General features: G+C 38.6%; 23 protein-coding genes. 13 read left to right on the top strand and 10 right to left on the bottom strand.

The features are described from left to right. Positions 1–467 precede the first annotated feature (467 nt). The gene (locus DS885_RS02295; RefSeq protein ID WP_113817788.1) at positions 468–1,175 is read left to right on the top strand and encodes a glycerophosphodiester phosphodiesterase family protein; all 708 of its coding nucleotides are present in this window, start codon (positions 468–470) and stop codon (positions 1,173–1,175) included. Between the two features lie 11 nt (positions 1,176–1,186). Continuing rightward, positions 1,187–1,918, top strand: a complete 732-nt coding sequence (locus DS885_RS02290) for a DeoR/GlpR family DNA-binding transcription regulator (protein ID WP_113817787.1) — start codon at positions 1,187–1,189, stop codon at positions 1,916–1,918. A 20-nt stretch (positions 1,919–1,938) separates the two neighbouring features. On the opposite strand, the gene DS885_RS02285 is transcribed toward DS885_RS02290, so the two are convergent. The 5 genes from DS885_RS02285 to DS885_RS02265 all read right to left on the bottom strand — a co-directional run bounded on the left by DS885_RS02285 (position 1,939) and on the right by DS885_RS02265 (position 6,302). Continuing rightward, positions 1,939–2,547 (bottom strand): MarC family protein, encoded by a 609-nt coding sequence (locus DS885_RS02285; RefSeq protein WP_113817786.1) that lies wholly within the window; start codon positions 2,545–2,547, stop codon positions 1,939–1,941. 147 nt (positions 2,548–2,694) lie between these two features. After that, positions 2,695–3,192, bottom strand: a complete 498-nt coding sequence (locus DS885_RS02280; RefSeq protein WP_220149628.1) for a universal stress protein — start codon at positions 3,190–3,192, stop codon at positions 2,695–2,697. Positions 3,193–3,250: 58 nt separating this feature from the next. Then, positions 3,251–4,594 (bottom strand): TRAP transporter large permease, encoded by a 1,344-nt coding sequence (locus DS885_RS02275; protein WP_113817784.1) that lies wholly within the window; start codon positions 4,592–4,594, stop codon positions 3,251–3,253. Between the two features lie 3 nt (positions 4,595–4,597). Then, positions 4,598–5,182, bottom strand: coding sequence for a TRAP transporter small permease (locus tag DS885_RS02270; protein ID WP_113817783.1), 585 nt, complete (start codon positions 5,180–5,182; stop codon positions 4,598–4,600). Positions 5,183–5,300: 118 nt separating this feature from the next. Continuing rightward, complete coding sequence (locus tag DS885_RS02265) at positions 5,301–6,302, bottom strand: TRAP transporter substrate-binding protein (protein WP_220149627.1); 1,002 nt, start codon at positions 6,300–6,302, stop codon at positions 5,301–5,303. 793 nt (positions 6,303–7,095) lie between these two features. Here DS885_RS02265 and pdxR point away from each other — a divergent pair. From pdxR to DS885_RS02235, 6 genes are all read left to right on the top strand, one after another. Continuing rightward, a complete protein-coding gene (pdxR, locus tag DS885_RS02260; protein WP_113817781.1) occupies positions 7,096–8,610 on the top strand; it encodes a MocR-like pyridoxine biosynthesis transcription factor PdxR in 1,515 nt (504 codons plus the stop codon). Positions 8,611–9,135: 525 nt separating this feature from the next. Beyond that, the gene (locus tag DS885_RS02255) at positions 9,136–9,885 is read left to right on the top strand and encodes a siderophore ferric iron reductase (RefSeq protein WP_113817780.1); all 750 of its coding nucleotides are present in this window, start codon (positions 9,136–9,138) and stop codon (positions 9,883–9,885) included. Positions 9,886–9,895: 10 nt separating this feature from the next. After that, a complete protein-coding gene (locus DS885_RS02250) occupies positions 9,896–10,723 on the top strand; it encodes an ABC transporter ATP-binding protein (RefSeq protein ID WP_113817779.1) in 828 nt (275 codons plus the stop codon). Next, positions 10,720–11,718 (top strand): FecCD family ABC transporter permease, encoded by a 999-nt coding sequence (locus DS885_RS02245; RefSeq protein ID WP_113817778.1) that lies wholly within the window; start codon positions 10,720–10,722, stop codon positions 11,716–11,718. The genes DS885_RS02250 and DS885_RS02245 overlap by 4 nt, the downstream gene beginning before the upstream one ends. Continuing rightward, a complete protein-coding gene (locus tag DS885_RS02240) occupies positions 11,718–12,752 on the top strand; it encodes a FecCD family ABC transporter permease (RefSeq protein ID WP_113817777.1) in 1,035 nt (344 codons plus the stop codon). The genes DS885_RS02245 and DS885_RS02240 overlap by 1 nt, the downstream gene beginning before the upstream one ends. Positions 12,753–12,766: 14 nt before the next feature. Beyond that, positions 12,767–13,690 carry an ABC transporter substrate-binding protein gene (locus tag DS885_RS02235; protein ID WP_113817776.1) on the top strand — a complete coding sequence of 308 codons (924 nt, stop codon included), beginning with the start codon at positions 12,767–12,769 and terminating at the stop codon, positions 13,688–13,690. Between the two features lie 30 nt (positions 13,691–13,720). Here the strand turns inward: DS885_RS02235 and DS885_RS02230 are convergent, their stop codons facing one another. Together DS885_RS02230 and kduD are read right to left on the bottom strand one after the other, a co-directional pair. After that, entirely contained in the window at positions 13,721–14,254 is a 534-nt protein-coding gene (locus tag DS885_RS02230; RefSeq protein WP_113817775.1) for a YgjV family protein, read from the bottom strand. Positions 14,255–14,280: 26 nt separating this feature from the next. Continuing rightward, entirely contained in the window at positions 14,281–15,042 is a 762-nt protein-coding gene (gene kduD / locus DS885_RS02225) for a 2-dehydro-3-deoxy-D-gluconate 5-dehydrogenase KduD (protein WP_113817774.1), read from the bottom strand. Positions 15,043–15,249: 207 nt separating this feature from the next. Between kduD and DS885_RS02220 the strand changes: the two genes are divergently transcribed. Further along, positions 15,250–15,576, top strand: a complete 327-nt coding sequence (locus DS885_RS02220; protein WP_113817773.1) for a hypothetical protein — start codon at positions 15,250–15,252, stop codon at positions 15,574–15,576. Positions 15,577–15,631: 55 nt separating this feature from the next. Here DS885_RS02220 and DS885_RS02215 read toward each other — a convergent pair whose 3' ends face one another. After that, positions 15,632–16,486, bottom strand: coding sequence for a universal stress protein (locus tag DS885_RS02215; RefSeq protein WP_113817772.1), 855 nt, complete (start codon positions 16,484–16,486; stop codon positions 15,632–15,634). Positions 16,487–16,641: 155 nt separating this feature from the next. On the opposite strand from DS885_RS02215, the gene DS885_RS02210 reads away from it, so the two are divergent. Continuing rightward, positions 16,642–17,799, top strand: a complete 1,158-nt coding sequence (locus DS885_RS02210) for a cation:proton antiporter (protein WP_113817771.1) — start codon at positions 16,642–16,644, stop codon at positions 17,797–17,799. A 332-nt stretch (positions 17,800–18,131) separates the two neighbouring features. Here the strand turns inward: DS885_RS02210 and DS885_RS02205 are convergent, their stop codons facing one another. Continuing rightward, positions 18,132–19,100, bottom strand: coding sequence for a magnesium transporter CorA family protein (locus DS885_RS02205; protein ID WP_113817770.1), 969 nt, complete (start codon positions 19,098–19,100; stop codon positions 18,132–18,134). Between the two features lie 272 nt (positions 19,101–19,372). Between DS885_RS02205 and DS885_RS02200 the strand changes: the two genes are divergently transcribed. From DS885_RS02200 to DS885_RS02190, 3 genes are all read left to right on the top strand, one after another. Then, a complete protein-coding gene (locus tag DS885_RS02200; protein WP_113817769.1) occupies positions 19,373–20,233 on the top strand; it encodes a mechanosensitive ion channel family protein in 861 nt (286 codons plus the stop codon). 102 nt (positions 20,234–20,335) lie between these two features. After that, positions 20,336–21,202, top strand: coding sequence for a mechanosensitive ion channel family protein (locus DS885_RS02195; RefSeq protein WP_181817679.1), 867 nt, complete (start codon positions 20,336–20,338; stop codon positions 21,200–21,202). 49 nt (positions 21,203–21,251) lie between these two features. Beyond that, a complete protein-coding gene (locus tag DS885_RS02190) occupies positions 21,252–22,598 on the top strand; it encodes a magnesium transporter (RefSeq protein ID WP_113817768.1) in 1,347 nt (448 codons plus the stop codon). Between the two features lie 53 nt (positions 22,599–22,651). Here DS885_RS02190 and DS885_RS02185 read toward each other — a convergent pair whose 3' ends face one another. After that, positions 22,652–23,500 (bottom strand): LysR family transcriptional regulator, encoded by an 849-nt coding sequence (locus DS885_RS02185; RefSeq protein ID WP_113817767.1) that lies wholly within the window; start codon positions 23,498–23,500, stop codon positions 22,652–22,654. Positions 23,501–23,555: the final 55 nt, after the last annotated feature.

Here is a 23,555-nt window from a genome sequence, read left to right as displayed (position 1 = left end):
TTACCTCTCTATGCAATCAATACAATTTAGCAAATTGCTCACACCAACTTCTACAGAGTTCGATCACTACAACTACCTTAAAGATGGCTTTCTACCTGCTCCCCTAAAACAACCAAAGCTTTAGCTCCTGCTTTACTTGGATACAAATTAATAAAATGCGCTACACCAGGTTTTTAAGCATTAAAAACAGTCACTTTGTTCGAAGGTTAAAAGGTTCAAGCTAAAAAAGATTGATCATTTGATGACACATCCTTGTCATACTTATTTGAGAAGCTGTATTTATCAATTTTATTAAATAAGTGCTGTAAATTTTACGTAATAAAAATGGCTTAGTTTAAGGCGGAATTTTTATTAAGGAATTGTTCCCTTAATAAAAATCACAGCAAAAGAATAAGTTATTTTAATAAATAAAATAGCCCAGTTAATAAGTATGGTTGGTATTAACACTTAGGATGGGGATAAAAATTATGTTAATTACTGCACACCGAGGCTTGTCTAGCGTAGCCCCAGAAAATACCTTAGCAGCCATTCAAAAAGCCATTGAATTAGGTGCCAAGTCAATAGAGATAGATGTACAGATCAGCAAAGATGGTGTGCCCATTGTGTTCCATGATTTTAATGTTAATCGATGCACTAATGGGCAAGGTCTAGTGCAAGATATTGAGTACAGTGAACTAGCGAAGTTAGATGCCGGTTTATGGTTTTCCGATGAGTTTGAAAATGAGAAGATCCCTACTTTAGCCGAAGTACTGATATTGATTAGACAAAATGGCATTACCCTGAATATAGAATTAAAAGTGCAAAATGAAGCACATATTTTAGCCCTCTGTAAACAGGTTGTAGAGGTCATAGAGGCCAGCAAAATCACCACAGGACAATTAGTTTTTTCAAGCTTTGAGCATCAAGCTTTATTATTATTAAAACGCCTAAAACCCAGTATTCGTCGCTCTCAGTTATGGGAGAAAATACCCGATAACGCACTACAAATGTTAGATGATATTTATGCTTTTAGCGTCAATTGTGATTACCGTTTTTTACGACAAGAACAAGCACTAATAATCAAACAAGCTGGCTACCAACTACATTGTTATACCGTCAATGACCCATTATTTATTGAACCACTTAGACCTTTACATGTCGATAATATTATTACCGACTGGCCACAACGCTTCTAAGGGGAATGGATATGAATATTGACCTATCCAATAGACAGCATCATATTTTAACGCGATTAACTCAACAGAGTTATTGCTCTATAGATCAGCTTTCCAGTGACTTTTCAATCACTAAACAAACTGTCAGGCGTGATATTAATGCACTTTGTGACCTCGGTTTAGCACGACGTCGAAATGGTGGAGTCAGTGTGCCAGCATCTTTGGAGAACAGTAACTATCTAACCCGTAAAGCCTCCTTTAGCGACGTTAAACATAAAATTGCTACACAAGTAGCACAACAGATCCCCAACGGCAGTACAGTCTTTTTAGGTATTGGCACTACCATTTCCGCGATCGCTGAACAACTTGGACAACATCAACAATTACGTATCGTCACTAATAACTTTGAAGCAGCGGCTATTTTGTCACACTATGATCATATCGAAACTTGGATTGCAGGTGGTCGTTTACGCCATAATGATCGCGATATCATTGGAGAAAGTAGTGATGACTTTTTTCAACAATTTATTGCCGATATTGGCATTATCAGTTGCGCGGCGGTCACCCCTTTACAGAGTATAGAAACATCAAAGAAGACTGTTGAATGGTGTTTAGATCATGAGTTACAGGAAGCAAAAGTTAGCCAAGCTATTATTAATAACAGTTTGCAAACTTGGTTAGTGGCTCATGAAAACAAATGGCACCAACAAGCCAGTAGCAAAGTTGCGCCCTTGACCAACTTTAATCAAGTATTTAAGGGCTAAATAAGACGAGTTAGATTAATTTAAAAAGTCGGCAATAAGACACGTGTAGCATCGATGAACATTTGTACCGACATCATTAATAGCAGCATGCCCATTAAACGCTCTAAGGCTTTTAAACCTTTGTCTTTTAATATTTTATAAAGCTGTGGTGAACATAGCAACACCAGTACCGCTAATACCCAAGCTAATAATAAAGCGGTAAATAAACCACCTGTATGCTCTGCATTTGTTTTGGCTAATACCAATAAAGTAGCTAAAGCACCGGGGCCAGCGATCATCGGTATAGCAATCGGTACCACTAATGGCTCATCACCTTTACTAGTAGCAAATAGGTCCCCCCCACCGGGGCTAGGAAAAATCATTTTTAAAGCGATTACAAAGAAAATAATACCACCAGCAAGACTAATCGCAGGAGTTTCTAAGTGAAACAGGCTTAAGAATTGCTCACCAAAAAATAGGAATATGATCAAGATAGCCAAACCAATCAACATTTCACGAATAATGATTTTAGAGTGTCGTTTTTTATCTATGTTTTTTAAGATACTTAATAGCAAAGGCACACTACCAAATGGATCCAGTATAAAAAACAATAAAATAGCCGTTGAAAATATTGAGAATGAAGATTCCATGAACTGACACCTTACCTGCTAAAAGAGATCAAAAAATGAGAGTGATTGGTATTCCTATGGGCATTATATTTTTTTAAACGTTGGCGGCAAGGGAGAAATAAAAAAGCCAAGTTAATTGATTAACTTGGCTTGAAGTGAAATGGTAGGTTATCGTTTACGTTCTTTCAGTGGCACTACTAACACTGGGATACGTGAACGTGCTAGAACATTCCTTGCAACACTCCCTAAAAAGGTTTCAACAAAACCTTTTTCATGCGTCCCCATAACAATTAAGTCCACTTCACGCTCTCGTGAATTTTTTAAAATCGCTTCCATAGGAAAAGATTCAATAATATTTATCGATTTTATCTGCTTTCTTACCGCCAAATCTTCGGGGTCAGAAACTTGTGCCCAAAAATCTTCCTGTTTAGTTTCCAACTTAGCTTTAGCTTGACGCTTACGCGATCCTAACATTTCAGCACGTTGTTCTGAATTCATCACATAACTTTCCAGCGCCATTCTTGCATCACTAGAGAGTTTTTCTACAACATGTAATACGTGTATTTCAGCACCCGTTTTTTTGGCTAAAAACGCAGCGTATTTAAAGCACTCATTAGAGCCCTGCGATAAGTCTGTACAGTATAGAATTTTATCAAATTGAAACATAATCTATCCCTTTATTGTCAGCCTACTTTAGTTGACCTAAAGCAGGCTACTAAACAACTTAATATCCGAGTAGTCTTGGCATGGTCAAGGCTATTTGCGGTATGTAGGCAATAATAATCACCATAATCGTAGACACTAATGCAAATGGTAATGCTTTTGCCGTTACCTCTTCCAGAGGCGTATCAGATATACCTGAAGCAACAAATAAGTTCTCACCCAAAGGCGGAGTAGAGAAGCCAATTGATAAGCTACATACCATCACGATGCCAAAATGTACTGGGTCAATACCTAAAGTGTAAGCAACAGGTAGCAATACAGGTGTTAAAATCATAATCGCTGCTAATGTTTCCATGAACATCCCAACAAACAATAGGAAAGCGATAATTAATAACCAAATTAAGTATAGGTTGTCAGTTAGACTTAACATAGATTCTGCCACAATTGCAGGAATCTGGTTTTCTACCAAAATACGACCAAAGGCAGTTGCAGTAAATAGAATCAATAACACGCGACCAGATAACCAAGTTGTTGTTTCTAACGAGTGAACCAGATCTTTTATTTTCAACTCTTTATGGATAAAGATACCTACAAATAAAGTATAGAAAATAGCAATAATAGCTGACTCAGTTGGGGTAAAGAAACCAGAGTAAATACCACCTAGAATCACTAATGGCGCTAAAATAGACCAAATACCGTCTCGAGCTGCTTTACCAATCTGTGCAACAGACCAACCTTCACCGCTACCTTTAAAGCCATAACGACGACATTGAATGTAGTTTAAGGTCATTAAACCTACAGACATCACCACACCAGGTAAGAAACCAGCAATAAACATTTTTGGAATTGAGATGCTTTGGAACTCACCGTGTTTGGCGATCGCATCTAGTGGCACCGCTAACCCCAACGCTGAAATACCGAAAATAACCATAGGGATAGAAGGTGGAATTACAATCCCTAAACCACCTGATGACGCTGTCACCGCTGAGGCATAACCTTTGTCGTAACCACGGTTTACCATGGCAGGGATCATTAACATTCCTACCGCAGCAGTTGTCGCAGGGCCTGATCCTGAAATCGCGCCAAAGAACATACACGCTAAGATAGCTGCCGCAGACATACCGCCTGTTACAGGGCCAGCAAAGCTTTCAGCTAGCGTCACTAATCGCTTGGATATGCCAGAAGCTTCCATCAACGCACCTGCTAATATAAACGCAGGTAAAGCCATTAGTGGAAAAGAACCCACTGAGTTAAAAGCGATTTGTACAAATTTAATTGGGTTTTCATCTAGGTAGAAAAATGATGCTAAAGCAGCAATACCTAATGACACCATGACCGGTGCGCCTAAAATCAATAAGGCTAAGAAGGATCCAAATAGGACCATTACTATGGATGCTTCACTCATAGGTTATTCTCCCTTCCCTGTATTAGTTTTCTGCTGTGCATCATCAATTGCAGATTCTTCTTGCATGTCGTGGTTCATTAACTCATTCATCTCTTGTGATTCAGGGTCAATCACCTCAACACCTTTAATATATTTTAAGTAGTTAACTTGTAAGATACGGATCGTCATTAACACAAAGGCGATCGGTAGAATTAAGTAGATATATTTCATTGGGATACCCAGCGTTTGAGATTTCCAGAACAAGTTCATTCTGTTAAAAACAAAATCATAGCTTAGGTAAATAAAGTAGCTGTTAAAGCTTACCCATAATAGGTCTGAAGCTAACTCACAAAAAGTACGAAGCTTCTGTGGTAACCATTTGTAGTGAAAAGTAACACGGTTATGCGCTGATAATTTTGCCGCGTAACTTGAACCAAGAAAAACAAACCATACGAAGAGATAAACCGATAGTTCTTCACTCCAAGTAATGGAATGACCAAATAGTTCGCGGGAGAGAATTTGAGCAAAAAGCAGAGTAACAAAAGTTACTAGTAATGCCCTACATAGATAGCTTTCTAAGTTATCAAATATTTTTAAAATTATTTTCATTGTTGTGTCCCTGTTCCCTTGAGAGAGAGCAGCACCTTGCTCTTAAAATAGGTGGTTATGCTAATGTCATCTGCACTAATAAAAAGGGAGTGTTTCCACTCCCTTTTCAAACTACCTTTTAAATCTTTTCACGACCTAATAGGCTCAGTAATTCATTAATTTTATCTTTACCGCCTACTTGCTCATAAAATTCAGGCCATACACCTGCTTGTGCTTTTTTAACCCACTCAGCTTCATCTTCTAACTGGTCGATTTCCATGCCGTATTTAGACACTAGCTCTTCTTTGATGCTGCTTTCTTTTTCTTTAATCCAAGAAAGACTGTACTCAGTCGCTTCTTTACCTGCTTCTAAGATAGCTTGTTGTACTTCTTTAGATTGGTCCTGGAAAAGAGATTCAGACATAATTAACGGCTCAAGAGCAAATAAATAGTGTGTCTCTGTTAGGTATTTTTGGATTTCAGCAAATTTCATTGAGTAAATCGCTGCATAAGGTGTTTCTTGACCATCAACAACTTGCTGCTGTAGTGCAGTGAATGTTTCAGACCATGCAACTGGTGTTGGGTTAACGCCAAAAGATTGATATGTTTTAATGATCAGGTCGCTTTTTGGCACTCGAATAAACAGGCCTTTCAAATCATCTAGATTTTTCACAGGGCGTTTTGAGTTAGTTAACATACGGAAACCAGAATAGCTCCAAGCAACGATACGTACATTTGCTTGCTGTAATGTGGTTTCAGTTAGGCGTTTTTCGATATCACTGTTAATCACTTTTTCTGCTTGGTCAATATTTTCAAAAATATATGGCAAAGCAAGTAGGCCAACAGAAGGACTAAAAGGTGCTAAGTTGTTAGCGGCGATGATTGACATATCTAATGTGCCTAATGCCACGTCATTCACTGTTGCTTGTTCAGAACCTAGCTGCCCATTAACAAATAATGTTGATGTTATTTTGTCATTGGTCTTTTCAGCAAGTACTTCTGAAAATTTAATACCTAATGCCTCTTGAGCACTGCCACCGCCATCACCAACAGCCATTTTCCATGTTGCTGATAACGCACTCGTTGATAACACTAGACCTGCAGTCAGTGAAAGGGCTTTAATAAGTTTCGTTTTTTGCATTTCCATTACCTCATTTTTTATGATGATTTTTTCGCACAAATAATAAATATAAGAGCGAGAATCCTAATTGAATCTAAAAAAGAATTTTCCAGATTCATATGCAGCATACGAGCTAACATACTTACTTTCATGGCATAACCTGTTATGCCAACATTCTCATTACCCAATTGTTATTATTGGAGTACGCTGGTTAATCATAAAACAGATTAACAAACAAAAACCAATAATAAAAACAACCAGTTAATAAACTATTTAATCGTGATACGATTATTCTTTTGTTTTCCTTAAATTACCTAATGACTTGCAACATAATAGTTTGCTAAACACCACTTTTTATTGTCAAAATATGATTTATAAATCCCCAGCCGGATCATTGCATGGTCTATTAAACAATAGCAGACCATTAAAAGAGTATAAAAGAGAATGTAGATATAGGTTTTTCACCCATTATTTTTTTATTGTTAGTGTCATTAACGACATCTCTATTGAATTTAGGTAAAATAGGCGTTTATTATCACTTGCTAAAATATTTTTCCTGCTCTAGCACACTCATAAATCACTTTTTATTATTTTTATTGTATCTGCGTGATGCGCTTTCCTTATTTAAACTACACTTGAACAAAATAAGTAACAGAGCCAATTTTTGAAATTAATGGGCCACAAGTTAAATTTTGGCCTCAGCACTTTAAAAAAATTGGCTTAAAAATTGCCTATCTATAAGGTGGTGAGTTGCATTGAAAACAAGCAACATATTTCACCACATAATTTGCTCGAAATTTATACAGGTGACGTAATGGTTGATTTTTTAATAAATATTGAATTGCATCAAAATAGTACTTATCAGCAACAGATCCGTGAAAAATTAGTCGAGCTTATTGAGCAAGATACCTTTGGTGACAAAGCCTTACCATCAGGTAGAAAGATGGCACAGCTATTAAAAGTATCACGTAATACGGTAGTGCTGGTGTATGAAAGCTTAGTCGATGAAGGGTATTTAGTTGCACGTAAGCGCAGTGGGTTCTTCGTTCACCCTGATCTACTTATGGTGCAACGTCTCACCAATTCAGTGCAAGCAGACCCTGAAGGGGTACATCGTACGACTCGCCAACCGGACTGGTCGAAACGAATGTTGAAGCAACCAAGTCAATTATCCACCTTAAATAAAGATGAAAATTGGTTAAAATATCCATATCCATTTATTTATGGGCACATTGATGTCAGTGAATTTCCGCTCTATCAATGGCGAGAGTGTTCACGTATTGCTGAAAGTAAAGGTAAGTTACATGAATGGGTAGAGGGTTATATCGATATGGATGACCCACAACTGGTCTCGCAAATTCGTCAGCAAATTCTGTCAAAACGAGGTATCACAGCCAAGCCTGAAGAGATCCTCATTACTTTAGGCACACAAAATTCACTGTTTTTATTAACCAACCTGTTAGCCGATCAGTCGGTAACCTTTGGTGTTGAAAATCCAGGCTATGCAAACTTACGTCATATTATCTCTTTATGTGATAGCCCAGTTAAACCACTGGACATTGATAATGCAGGTTTAAAATTAGGTAAGCAGTTAAAAGACTGTGATTATGTTTTCACTACACCAAGCCATCAGTACCCAACCACAGTGACCATGAATGTAGAACGTCGTAAAGGATTATTAGAGCAAGCTTGTAAAGATGACTTTATCGTTATCGAAGATGATTACGAGAGTGAAGTTAATTTCATTGAACAACCATTACCTGCATTAAAAAGCTTTGACCAAGATGGCCGTGTTATTTATGTAGGCAGTTTATCTAAATCTTTAACGCCAGGCATTCGTGTTGGTTATCTAGTGGCAGATAGCTCTTTAATCACCGAGTTACGTAAACTGCGTGCTTTACATTACCGTCACCCACCTTCAAATAACCAACGTATTGTCGCGCTATTTATTAGCCAAGGTTATTACGATAGTCATGTTAGACGTATGCGTCGTACCTTTGAAAAACGATGGTTATTGATGGAGCAAGGTGTTAAGAAATATCTCAGCTCCTGCAAAATACATGCAACTCCAGGCAGTTTTTGCTTTTGGATTGCCTTGCCTATTAATGTAGCTAGCCATGATTTACGTGATAAAGCCGCGCAGCATGGCATATTAATTGAATCGGGCGATACGTTATTCATGCAAAAAGACGCCCCTAAGAATTATATTCGATTAGGTTTCTCTGCCATGAACAGCGATAAAATTTTACCCGGTTTAGAAATATTAGGTTCCCTCATCACTGAACTAAGCCATGGCTTTACCGAGCCTTTGCAAAAGCGTGTTGTCTAAAGCAAACAACCTAAATGTAAACTTTCCTCATAAAAAGCAAAAGATACAACCAATCACCCAGTGAGGGGGTTGGTTTAACTGCCTATTTATACCAATCACACTAAGTAACTAATCTATTTTGCTTGTTAAAATAACTGACTCCTTCATTGTTATTTTCGCCAATAGAACCACTATTAAAGCATTAACATCTTTTGCTTAATTCCCAGTCAGACTATTAACGAAGTTAATCGTCGAGAGGCTTAAATTACGCCTTAAACTAAGTCATTTTTCCTGCGTAAAATTGAGATCGCTTATTTAATGCAATTGGTATTACTCTCTGATTATATTACCGAGCAATATATAGTGCGCATTTCCACCTTGTTTACTTACCGAGTGTTGCAATCAAAAAATAGCTCATATATCATCCAATAAGATAACGATAACTATTATCAAAGATTGATAACCCTATACTTGAGGCATACCTAACCGTACGCTTAATTCTATCACCTATATTATTTAATAGGCGCTTTCGCCCCTTAACCCATTATGTCTAATCGAACCCTACAAACAGATTCATTAACCTCTATGCTTAACTTATGTAGACAAGTTATCCCCTATTTGGATGGTAAATTTGAAACGTTAGACTCTACATTTTTAACCACAGTTGAAGATGACCAATGGCTACAAGGCAATCATTATGATCAAGCGACTATTATCGCGTTACGAAATGATTTAAAAAGACTGTTCCCTGACGCAGGTGAAGCGTACTATCAAGCGCGCGTGTGGCATCTGCTATGTTGGCAACCTATCTATATTGCCTTTATCAGTATCTATGGCTTACAAAGGCTGCCTGACTTTTCTCAATTTAAACAACAACGTCAACACAATGCGATTATCGGCTTCACTTTTCAAAGTGAGCAGATGGTTAGCGGCACTCCACAGCAACTAATCGCACAAACAAAATTACATTTAGCCCCTTTAATTGAGCATTACCGAGTCCAGCTAGATAACGTTGAACGTTGTCGTCCAGGTTATGCAGACCGTTTTGTTGCCGATTTGATTTTTGGTAATTTACTTAAGGTCAAAGCATTAGTCAGCGACTTTAGTGGCCAAGATATTTTATCCCATGCAACTCTTTGGGTAGAAGCAATGGGATTACCGCAAAAGTTATTAGAGACACTCACAAGTAATCCAGACAATAGTATCGAGTTTGTCAGAAGCAGTTGCTGCTTGGCTGATAAAATAGATGAAGAGCTTTGTGCAAACTGCCCTAAAATACATAAAAATAAACAATAAGCACCAAATCATGACTCCAAACAATCAAGCCTCTGCTTCCACCATTAGTCTGACCACGGATAATTTAGTCGTCGGTTATGATAGCCCAATCGTGAAAGGGGTTAACTTAAATATTCAACCCGGCAAAATGAGTATATTAATTGGCTCTAATGGCTGTGGTAAATCTACGTTATTAAAATGTTTAGCACGTGTATTGCCTCCTATCAGTGGTCAAGTTTTGTTAAATGGTAAAGCGGTTCATCAACAGCCAGCTAAACAAGTAGCCAAAATGATGGCGCTATTACCCCAAGGTCCAATCGCTCCGGAAGGTTTGTCGGTTAAAGAGTTAGTATCACAGGGGCGTTATCCACACCAAAGCTTTTTAAAACAATGGAGTAAAGAGGACGAGCAAGCAGTCAATCAAGCGATGCAGCAGGCAAATGTTGAGATGTTAGCAGATCGCTCCATTGCTGACCTTTCCGGTGGGCAACGGCAACGCTGTTGGATTGCGATGGTATTAGCACAACAGACAGATATTATCTTATTGGATGAACCTACCACCTACTTAGATTTAAAGGTACAAGTTGACCTATTAAACTTACTTAGTGAGTTAGCCCACCAGCATCAACGCACTCTGGTGATTGTATTGCACGAGCTTAATTTAGCCGCGACCTATGCCGACCATCTAATCATGATGAAAGATGGCAATATATATGCACAAGGTACGCCCGAACAGGTTTTCAACGCAGATAATCTACAAGCAGTATTTGGCTTAAATGCCAAAATAATAAAAGATCCGGATAGCCGTGCTTTAGTTTGTATTCCAAGCACTCAACAACCAGCTCAGGTAGTTTCATGAGTCATTCAAGATGGTTAAGTTGGTCAGGCATAGTGGTGATGCTTGGCTTATTATTTATCGCATTAATTTGGCACCTCTCCATTGGCACAAAAACCATTGCAATCAATGAACTGATGCAATCCTTTTACGCCTACAATGAAGATAACTTTAATCACCTTATTATCCAAGAGCTACGCTTACCAAGAGCGATTATCGCGATCTGTGTCGGCGCTTGTTTAGCAGTTTCTGGTGCATTAATGCAGGGAGTTACCCGCAACCCACTGGCTGATCCAGGTTTATTAGGCATGCTTACCGGCGGAGCCTTAGCGGTTGTCTATTGGTCAACCTTTGTAAGCAGTGCATCCTTAATATGGTTACCCTTAGTGGCGGCTTTAGGTGCATTAGTCAGCGCTGTGATTGTTTGGAGTATTGCATCTAGAGTAGCCGGCGGTATTACCCCCTTAAGTTTAATTTTATCAGGATCAGCATTTACTGCATTCACTGGCGCGTTATTAGCCATCCATCACTTGTTAGATCAACAAACCTTTGAAGAGATGCGTACCTGGTTAGTTGGCTCCTTATTAGCGAGCAATTTAACCACCTTATATTGGTGCTTACCATGGATCATCATTGGCTTGGTGGCTGCGATTGTACTCGCCCCCAGTGTCACCGCGTTATCCATGGGTGAAGAGGTTGCCACTGGATTAGGGATTAATATCGCCCGTCGAAAATGGCAATTACTAGTTTGTGTGGTGATGCTAACTTCTGCATCTGTCGCGTTAGCCGGACCACTTGGGTTTATCGGCTTGGTTATTCCGCATGTTGTACGCTTTTGGGTTGGGGCAGATTACCGTTGGATTGTTCCCTACTCGATGTTACTCGGTGCGGCATATCTATTATTTGTTGACTCTCTGGCTCGTTGGTTAATTCAACCACATGAAATTGCTACAGGCTTGATCACTATTTTAATCGGTGCACCATTATTTATCTGGTTAGTTAAAGTGAGGGTTCGTTAATGCACTATACCCTGCGTTTATGTAAACAAGCTGTCTCATTACGTTTTAATAGTCATGCACTATTATATACGGCACTGCTAACCGCCGTGCTGTTTGGTACTTTTTTATATGCGATAACAGAGGGTAGTTATCCACTCTCTTTACATGACAGTGTGATGAGTTTACTAAGACAACAACAAGCGATACTCGATCCACAAGCCAACGTTATTATATGGGAGTTTCGTTTACCAAGGAGTTTAGTCGCTCTATTAAGCGGTGCCTTATTTGCCCTCTCTGGCGCGTTATTACAAAATATGACACGGAATCCTTTGTCTGATCCTAGCTTGGTTGGGATCAGTCAAGGTGCAGCGTTAGCTGTGGTTACCTTAACCATTTTATTTCCCAGTTATATTGATAATTGGCGTGAGATTGCGGCTTTTATTGGCGCAGTGACCATTGCCATTGTGATCCAATTATTACGTGGTAACGGTCACCCACTTAAATTTATTTTATTGGGGGTTGGGGTTGCTGCTTTTATTAGCGCCATTATCTCCAGTTTATTAACCTATGGTGACTTACCCTCAGCAATGGCAGCTTTATCTTGGCTAGCGGGAAGTACGCATAATAGTAATTGGCACGATGTACACGTACTCGCACTGGCTTTTATGCTGATCATCAGCTTAACCCTCTATCAAGCAAGAATGATGTCGGTGATCAGTTTAGGGGATGAAGTGGCCATTGGCTTAGGCATCAACTTAAAAGCCATTATGTTAATGCAACTGTCTATCTCCGTTGCGGCAGCAGCAATTGCCACTGCAGTTGTAGGGCCATTAGGCTTTATTGGTTTGCTCGCTCCACATTTAGCTCGCAAATTAGTGCGCTCTGGACCAGCTAACCATCTTTTTTTAACCGCATTAGTGGGGGCTTTGCTAGTGCTGATTGCTGATCTTATTGGGCGAAGTGTATTTGCTCCGACACAACTAGCGGCAGGCTCTGTCACAGCATTAATAGGCGCCCCTTTGTTCGCTTATTTATTGATCACCAAAAAAAACTAAGGTAAGGGATAATTATGAAATGGATCGCAGGATTAATCGGCTTATGCCTGAGTATCAGTGTATTTGCTTTTCCGGTCACTATCACACATCAATATGGCACATTAACCATGGATAAAAAACCATTAAAGGTAGTGTCTGTGGGTCAGGTTGACCACGATGATATTTTATCTTTTGGCGTTAAACCAATCGCAATACGTGATTGGTATGGCAACCAACCTTACGGTGTGTGGCCATGGGCACAATCAGCCTTAGGTGATGCCAAACCGGTATTACTCGATCCTAGAATTATAGATTACGAAGCAATCGCAGCATTAAAACCAGATCTGATTATTGCCGTTTCGGCCGCCATGGATGAAAAAGAGTACCAAAAGCTAAATGCGATTGCGCCGACACTGGCCGGCCCTACTAATTATGAAAAATGGACCATTCCTTGGGATGTACGTCATTTAATGATTGGTGAAGCACTTGGCTACAGTGACCTCGCACAACAACACGTAGCAACCTTAAAGCAAAAATTACAAACAATAAAAACGCAACACCCAGAGTTTGAAGGAAAAACCGCTGCAGTGGCGTTTTACTATAATAAACAACCAGGTGCTTATGCCAGTAAAGATCTACGCTCACAGTTTTTAATTAGCTTAGGGTTTGTTATTCCAGCAGAAATTGACCAGATAGCAGGTGATGCCTTTTATGCTTCATTCAGCGAAGAGCGATTAGATATTTTAAACAATGATATTGTGGTGTGGTTAGGCTCTGAACAAGCGATTGAAAGTGCCAGTACAGCCATCTTCCGTCAACGTATGCCTTTCTACAAAAACCATAAAGAGTACTTTACCGGCGACCTTGTTGGTGGCGCGTTCTCCTTCTTTAGCTATTTATCAATTCAATACCTGATAGATGAAATGGTACCTGAATTATCCAAAGTAACAGCACCTTAAAGAAGCTTTAACTGGGCATAAGTACTTTAACTAATGCCCAATGACACTCTCTTCAACCTTAGGCATTTTTCGATTATCTCTTACTATCCGTATGATGGTACTGAGGTTCACCGTTATTAATGTAGCTTCTAACAAGGTACCGCCAATCGACCCTACTAAAATATTATTGATTAACCAACATACCGCACCGATTAAAAAGGCAATGCGCATTTTAATGCCTTTTAAAACAAACACAGCATAAGTGCCAATACTCATGCCTAGCATAGACCACAGATCCCAAATGCTCTCAGAAAAATAGAGGGCACTGCTTAAACCAACCCCAATAAACACTAAAGCAACTGCTAACGAAGATATATAAATAGCGGTGACGGTTCTAAAAGCTGATAACAAGGCACTCAGTGCTGATACTATCGAGCCTAATAAGAGATAATGTACAAGGTGATTTAAGTTAAATATCACCATCATGATTTTTAACTTTTTATCATCCTTTTGAAAGAAGGTACAAATACCTAATACAAAACTCATAAAGCCAATTAGTTGCGCAAAAAACAGCAGGTCCATCATAGATTGAATACTCTCATTAAACTTAATTACCTGGCTAACCAGCCACCATCCACAGCAATGGTATAACCGTGCATATAACTAGCCGCTTCTGAGGCTAAGAAAACACAAGGTCCAGCCACATCAACTGGCTTCCCCCAACGTTGCGCTGGTATACGCGCTAAAATAGCTTGATTACGCTCAGCATCTTCTCTGAGTGCAGCAGTATTGTTAGTTTCCATATAACCCGGAGCAATACTATTTACATTGATATTATGTATGGCCCATTCATTAGCCATGGCACGAGTTAACCCCATCAACGCACTTTTAGAAGCAGTGTAGGATGGCACTCTTATCCCACCTTGAAAGGACAGCATAGAGGCAATATTAATAATCTTTCCACCCTCACCTTGCTTAATCAACTGCTTAGCTACCGCCTGTGACATAAAGAAGGCTGTTTTGGCATTAACATCCATTACATCGTCCCAGTCTTGCTCAGCAAAATCGATAGCATCCTCTCGACGAATAATACCTGCGTTATTCACCAAAATATCAATTCGTCCAAATTCATCTATGGCCTGTTTAATTAAATTAGGGATTTGAGTTTGATTTAACAGATCGGCACGTAGGTCAAGAAAACGATATCCCCCCTCTTTCATTTTATCAATGGTGCCGTCAGGCGCACTACGATTAATGCCCACAACATGACAACCCGCTTCCGCGAGCGCAATCGCAATTGCTTGCCCTAACCCAGTATTACAGCCAGTAACCACAGCCACTTTGCCAGTTAATTTGAAGGAATCGAGTATCATGTTATGCCCCCTATTATTAGCGTGATACGATAAATCGACTTCACTGAACAATATCATTAATATTTGTAAAGGATGAAAAGATCAGAAACAATATAATTGATATATGATGACTCCACGTTAACATCAACGCGCTGTAATCACACTCATAAAGTGTTCGCTATCGTTTTTCACAATATACTTTTATAAAGTATCATCGGGTTTTTATTCATGAACAAATCATTAAAAGCAGCTCTACTTTCAGCACTTATCTATCCAGGTTTTGGCCACCTTTCATTAAAGCGTTATCTATCTGCTGCTGTCTTTATTATTAGCTTCTCTATCCCTATGATTTTGCTGTTCAAGCAGATAATGGAAAAAGCGAACCAAGTTGTGGCGCAAATTGAACATGGTCAAGTAGGGATGGATGTTTCGTCCATTTCAAATGCCCTAACCAGTACAGGAGGGAGTATGCAAACCCTAGATTTCTATACTTACCTTATGTTGGCAGTATGGGTAATTGCGCTGCTGGATATTTACCGAGTAAGAAACCGTTAATAAACACAATGATACCAAAGTGCCTCTTGTGTCCTTTGGTATTATTAATCGGCCATTATTTTTTCAATAATAAGAGATCGCAAGGTAAGTCATTTAAGATCGCCGTTGTAGTACTGCCAACCCACAATTGCGCTAACTTGTTACGTGCCACTAACCCCATCACTAAAATATGACTGTTATTTTTCTTAATATAGGAAGCTAATGCCTCCTCAGGAATACCTTCTAATAAGACACATTGGTTTGCAGCAATTCGTTGTTTTTTAGCAAACTCCATCAACCCTTGTTTATGCTGAGACAACATCTTATTTTTATATTGGCTTAATACCGAGGTAACATAATAGCAATGTGTCACCACCCAAGTTGCTTTTAATGGCTTAGCCCAACGTTCAGTCAATGCAACAATATTCGCATCTAATCCTCCAGAGCGAGCATACTCATGGAGAGGGTCTACAGCAGCAACAATACTCAAAGGTTGTTGCCAAGCCCGCTTACTTAACAATAGTAAAGGCGCTTTAATCGCAGTTAAACGCTGAAAAATAGAGTGTCGCTGAGCGACTGCATTATCTTCAATAACAACGACACTTTGTGGGTCATTCGCGACCTCGGCATTTAAAACCGAGAGGTAATCAGAAGATTGATTAATGCTAATTTCGACATCAATAGCATTCATTGCAAAGTATTTAAGTAGTTTTGCTTTTTTTAACTCTATTTTTGTCATTATTTCATCAGATAATATTTCTTTATTTGAAAATAAATGCCAATATCCGCGCCCCTTGAGTTGTGCACTTGCATCGATGATAATTTGCAGTGTTTTTTGGTTGGGTTGGATAAGGTGGATCATCTTATCTAATGACGTGGTTTGATAAAAAAAGCGACTGTCGATAAACCAAATAAATTGTTGTGTAATCATTTGTGAGTTCACATGAATAAGGGATTAATCGAGTATATTGTACTATTCTCACCATTACAATTTGCGCGTTATACAAAACCTAAAGCACTTATTTCAGCCATAGCAAGGCTGTTCAAAGAGTAGGGATAGCGCCTAAACATGAATAAAGAGTTGTTATGCACTTAGATCCTTTTATGCCACAAATGGTTAGTATCATTTTTATTGTGTTGGCTTTAGGTTTTATTCTAAAGTTATTTCATCAACCACATGTTATTGCTTACTTAATCGTTGGTATTGTTATTGGCCCTTGGGGGCTTTCACTGATCACCGACACCGACACCATAGCCCGCTTAGGCGCTGCAGGTGTGGTCTTCCTATTGTTTTTTGTCGGCATGGAAACCGATCCCAAAAAGTTAGTAGAGAATTGGAAACTGGCTATTTTTGGCACCCTATTTCAAATTATTTTAAGTGTCACCTTTGTTTGGATACTAGGCTTGTTTTTCCATTGGGGAATTGAACGAGTGATTCTGATTGGTTTTGTGATCAGCTTAAGTAGTACAGCGATTGTGATCAAGCTATTGCAAGACAGCAATACTCTAGACTCTAAAGTAGGGCAAGGTGCATTAGCGATTCTATTAGCGCAGGATTTAGCAATCATCCCAATGTTGATTATTATTGGGTTATATCAAACCGATGTTGTTGAAAATGCACACGTAGGCAGACAAGTGATTGGTTCCATTGCTGCCGCAGCATTGCTGGCCTTTATTATCATTAAAAAAGAGGTCCATATTCCGCTGGCAAAATGGTTGAAGCATGACCATGAGTTACAGCTATTTGCTGGTTTGGGAATATGTTTTGGGTTGTCTATGTTAACGGCTTGGTTTGAGCTATCTACCGCTCTCGGAGCGTTCTTAGGCGGAATGCTAATTGGCGCAGCGAAAGAGACCCAATGGGTTCACCATAACTTAAACTCATTAAAAGTCTTGTTTGTTGCGCTGTTTTTTATCTCTGTAGGCATGATGCTAGACTTGGATTTCTTAATGGCTAACTGGTTACAAGTTGTTTCTTTGGTGATCGCAGCTTTGTTAATTAACACCTTTATCAATGCAGGTATCTTAAAGATGTCTGATTTTTCATGGAAAGAGAGTATTTATACCGGTGCGCTGTTATCACAAATAGGTGAGTTCAGTTTTGTATTAGCAGCAGTTGGTAAACAATCAAATATTATTAATGGCTACGGTTATCAGCTGGCAATTTGTGTTATTGCCCTCTCGTTATTAATTAGCCCACTTTGGTTAACGTCTTGTAAAAAAATGATTAATTACAAGGCTTAACGCTTATGGTAAACAAGATATAAAGCACTAGATGCTTGCAGCATAATAGCAGTGAGCATCTAGGGGCTGTTGATCTTTCGAGTTTGTTTTTGCAGCTATTCATACAAGGCTGAGCTTATGTAGTGTAGTTATTCTACATAAATAAACGAAAACACAGTAGAAATAGTCACAAATGCAGCCCTTCGGGTTCAACACAGCACGTTATGCCCTTTGTTAGCCGAGATTTGCTTAGAATGACTAGGCTAAACCTCGTCTGCCTCGATCAAAACGCGCTGTGTTGAACAAAATTCGAACGGCAAAGATCAACAACCTCTAGTCTTATTTACAAATACTTACAACCAGCGCTTTTTCTTAAATAACAATATTAAGCTGACTGAAATAAAGCCCATCACCCCCAATAAATAAAAGTAACCATTAGCCAGCTTTAACTCTGGAATATATTCAAAGTTCATCCCATACAAACCAGCTAAAAACCCCAACGGGATAAAGATAGCGGTGATCACGGTTAACACTCGCATCGTGGCATTCAGTTGATGTGAAGTAACAGATAAATAACCATTGACTAAGTCACTGCAAATATCGTAGTGCATTTGCGATAAACTTAATAAACGTTCAATACGTTCATGCACATCGGTCACCGTATGCAGGTCAGCCTGATTGATAATAGGCGTTTCATCAGTGACTAATATCTTTAATTCACTACCTATGTTGCTGTGGTAATTAAAGGTACGTTTTAACTTAGTTAAGCGCGACTGATAGAGAGTGATCTCTTGCATCATTTTATCGTCGCCCCCCATTTGAAACTTATCTTCAATGGACTCTAGCTTTTCTTCAAACTCAAAGAGTTTTTGCAGATAAATACCACAGCTATAATGGAAGATACGTAAGGCTAAGGTAATAGGACTTTTTGATAAATACTTCTGCCCTTCTTCACTAAATAACTTGTCGATGGACATCGATGTTTTACGATGAGAAGTGATCACAATATTAGTGCCCACAAACATGCTGATTTGCAAATGATCAAACACTAAGTCATCACCAGGATGATAGATACCTCGATACAACATAAAAATATAGTTATCAAATAACTCTATTTTAGGCGGATGACGATCTCGTTGCGCATCGGTAATGGCCAAAGAATGACAGCCTAACTCTTTCAACAAACTTTTTTCTTGAGCCTGATCGTGACTATCAAAGTCTATCCAGATTTGGTAGCTTGGATTTTGTTGCCATAACTCAATTAAAGACTGATCGCCGTAAGTGCACGACTTATCTGATTTTAATAACATACATCTGATCATAATATTTCTCTTTGTAGATGATTTGATCCTAACAAAGTTGAGGTTAAGCTAGGTTTTGCTTTTAGTCACCTTTTAATATTCTATGAACCTCCATAGATACTCAGCATATTCACTTGGCCTGCTTATCATAAGAAACGCGGCACCTCTCGCAGGACTAAAAAATAAGCCAGTATTTTAATACAATATCAATACCTTAAGTTGTAAATGAACTAAACTAACAAGACTAAATCAGATTCGGTTAAACCTAACGAAAAAGCCTAAAGGGGCATTAAATGGACTTATCACATATTAACGAAATTTTATCTTACAAGTTAATCACAGTCTCTGGACAAGCGATCACAGTTACCCACTTGTTATTAATTCCTGCGGTTATATTAATTGGCATTGTATTAACCCGTTGGGTCGCCAAATTAATCACTAAGCGATTGATTAATAAAAAAGTTGATCCCAATATCATACACTTATTGTTGCGTGTTTTTTATGTCATTGCCATGGCCATTTTATTAGTGACGACCTTGGAATTGATTAATGTACCAATCACCGCTTTTGCCTTTCTCTCCGGTGCTATTGCCATCGGTGTTGGCTTTGGTGCACAAAATATTATTAACAACTTCATCAGTGGTTGGATTTTAATGTGGGAACGCCCTATTCGTATCGGAGATTTTTTAGAAGTTGAAGATGCAAAAGGCGTAGTAGAAGAGATCAATACTCGCTCAACACGTATTAAGCGTGTTGACGGTGTTCATCTACTGATCCCTAACAGTAAACTATTAGAAAATACCGTGGTCAATTGGACCTTAATTGATAGCTTAGTGAGATCCTCGGTAAGGGTCGGTGTTGCCTATGGTTCACCAGCAAGAAAAGTCGCCGACTTAATTGCACAAGCTACCACGGAGCAAACCAAGATCGTTGCTCACCCTGCGCCCGTCGTTACCTTTGAAGACTTCGGTGATAATGCCTTAATGTTTGAAGTAACGTTTTGGTTAGACTCTAGTGCGGAAGGTGGTTTACGTGTGATGCGCAGTAATATCCGATTCCGTTTAGAGGAACTCTTTGAAGAGCACAATATTTGTGTCGCTTATCCGCAACGCGATTTACATATTGATGGTTCATTAACCATTAATCGAGAATAAACAGCTAGATAGCCCATTAATTAGTATTAATAAATGGGCATGAAATAAGTTATTATTACGTTTAATAAAAATACAAAAATTATCAACACAGGTACAACTTATATGTTTGAAAAATTACGTTCAATCGACCTCTCAAACAACACTTTTTTTCAAGCATTAATGAATAATAATACTGTGCTTACTATTATCTTAATTTTACTATTAATGAGCTGTAAAGTTTATCTTTTAAAGGTAGTAGAAAAAAAAGGAAAAAATAATAAACGTCTGAAAATCAATATTGTAAACAACACCATTACCATACTGATTTTTGTCGGTATCTTTAATATTTGGGCAGAAGAGTTCCATAAGTTTGCCATCTCTATTGCCGCATTTGTGGTAGCGATTGTGATCGCAACCAGAGAGTTTATTCAATGCTTTATTGGCTTTCTGTATATTGTTTCGAGCCGTCCATTTCGAATTGGAGATTGGATACAAGTAGGTGATTATTACGGCGAAGTACACTCTATTGATTGGGCAAAATTAACCCTATTAGAGGTGAATAGCGATTCCTATGAGTACACGGGTAAAACCCTGTATGTACCTAATAGTAAATTAATTACTTCTTCTATTAAAAACTTAAACTTTTTAAAGCGTTACGCAATGCACCATTTTACCATCACCAGAGATGGCAGTGTAAACCCGTTTGTTTTCTTAGACGAGTTATACGAGAAAGCCCATGATTATTGTGCCGACTTTAAAGATGTTGCAATCCGCTATAACCAACTGATCGAAAACCGTTTGGATGTACATATTGCAGGACCTGAGCCGCACATCCAGGTAGCCACCTCAGACATTGGTGATACCCAACTTATCTTTACCATTTTTTGCCCTACTGAACGCGCATTAGAGATTGAACAATCCTTAACAGCTGATTTCATGAAACTGTGGTTTGAGCAACAACAAATGAATAAAAGTGATAGTAGCCAATAACGCTATTTTATACCGCACACAAGAACCTCAATAATAAGAAGGAGGTATGATGTCATTAGATTTATTACCTGATTATATCGATAAAATTAACCAACATTTTGATGCTGAACAAGATATACAAGCACTGGTAACAGAGATCTATGAGCAGGTATCTGATGATCAAATTGCAATTTTATTAGAGTCATTCCCATTAAAGTTAAGACTTAATTTATGGCAAGCGCTGAGCGATGAGGCGCAGCAAAACATCTTTATCGTGATGAAGCATGAGTCGAGAGAACTGTTACTCAGCACCTTAGAAGATGAGCAATGTTTTCCGCTATTAACCAAGCTGGATGCCTTCCATCTTTTAGAACTATCTGAAAGTTTAAACGATCGCTTTATTGATTACGCAGTTAGTAACATGAATGCAAAACAGCGTAGTTTATACAAAAAGTCATGCGATTATGCCTTAGATGAAGTGGGTCATTGGCAAAACTTTACCGATATTCAACTGCCACAACGCCTAAAATTATCAGCAGTAAAAAAAGTCTGTAGTAAAAAACTGCCGACCTTTACCGAAGTAATTTACATCGTTGATGATGATGCCAAATTAGTCGGGGAAATTGCTGTAAACGCAATCTTCAAAGCGGAAAGTGATCAAGAATACCAAGACTCAATCGACACTGATGTTGAGTATTTATTGAGTAATGAATATATTGCCGACGCCTCGGAAAAACTGATTGATTTAGACCGTTCAGCATTACCCGTAATTGACGAAAATCGTTGCTTAACAGGCCGTTTAGATTTGCCTACTGCTTATCGTTACAAAGAACAGATATTAGAAGCGCAATTAAATCAATCTGGTGGTTTAGTGGAAGAAGAAGATCTATTTGGTAACGTATGGCAAAGCTCAAAAAACCGTGCAGTTTGGTTAGGCATTAACTTAGTCACCGCCTTTTTAGCCTCTTGGTTTATTGGTTTATTTGAAGCAACGATTCAACAGGTTGTCGCACTCGCGGTATTAATGCCTGTGGTCGCTTCTATGGGCGGTATTTCTGGCAGTCAAACCATCACCTTGATTATTCGCGGTTTAGCTTTAGGGCAAATTAATGATGCTAATAAGAAAAGTATTATTGCTAAAGAGCTTAAAGTCGGCGCCATTAATGGGGTGTTGTGGGCTATCGTAATCGGAGCAATTACCTTTGTATGGTTTGATAATCCATTGTTATCATTAACCATTTTCATCTCTATCTTGGGTAATATCGTGATTGCATCTTTATCCGGTGTGTGGGTGCCTTGGATATTAAATAAATTCAATATCGACCCAGCGTTATCAGGCTCTGTGGTATTAACCACAGTCACAGATATTTTTGGATTTATTGTGTTCCTAGGTTTAGGAAGCCTGTTATTACTCTAATCTTATCAAGAGGCATTAACCTTAATGCCTCTTTTTTAGAGCCGTTTATATAGCTATGTTCTTACATGCGGAAATAACTGTAATACCTGCTCTATCATCTCTATCTTTTGATTATTCGCTAAATAATTAGCATAAATATCACGACGGAACACAGGCGCATCATCCACTAAATACAGTTGATTACTCTTTAAGTATTCAAAGGTAATTTGTCTTGGCAAATAAGCAGCCCCACCCGCTTCTAAAATAAAGTTTAAGGCAATCCTAGGTTGACTCATAAAGTGTTTAGCTTCCGGTGTGTCAGGGAACTCTCTTAAATACTGAGCTGCAATAGACTCTCCATAATCCACCATAATGAAGTCCTGTAGCTGTTCATGATTAAACACATAATCAGGGTTAGTGGTCACTAAATGCAGTGGCACCGTCGCGACCTTTTCCGAAATAATTTCGCCAACAAAAGTTGGTTCAAACAAGAACCCAATATCCACCACCCTATTTAATAAACTTTTACGCAATTCAGGAGCACTATAGGTACTGGTTAATAAGCTCACTTCATCAACATTAGAATGAATTTTTTGTAGCCAATTCTGCAATACAATATCCCAGATAGTGCTTTTAGCCCCAACCACTAACTGCATTGAGTGTTGCGCGCTGATCCCTACATCTTGCTTAGTTTTTTGCCACATTAAAATCAATTCATTGGCATGCTTAATCAAACGATGCCCTTCTGGGGTTAGCTTTAAATTTCTATTACTGCGGTCGAATAGCAGCACGCCTAAATCATCTTCTAATAACTTAATTCTGGCACTAACAGCGGATTGCGTAATAAATAGGTTTTCTGATGCGATACGAAAATGTAATGAGCGACTAACCTCTAAAAATGTTTTTAATAACTCTATCTTCATATACCCACCACCAATCAAAAATTTTAATCAAAGACCACAAAACAATTAATTTTAT

The organism is Psychromonas sp. B3M02 (assembly GCF_003318165.1).
In the GTDB taxonomy this organism is placed as follows: domain Bacteria; phylum Pseudomonadota; class Gammaproteobacteria; order Enterobacterales; family Psychromonadaceae; genus Psychromonas.
The sequence above is the reverse complement of the archived record's forward strand: the minus strand, read 5'-3'. Positions and strand labels throughout refer to the sequence as shown.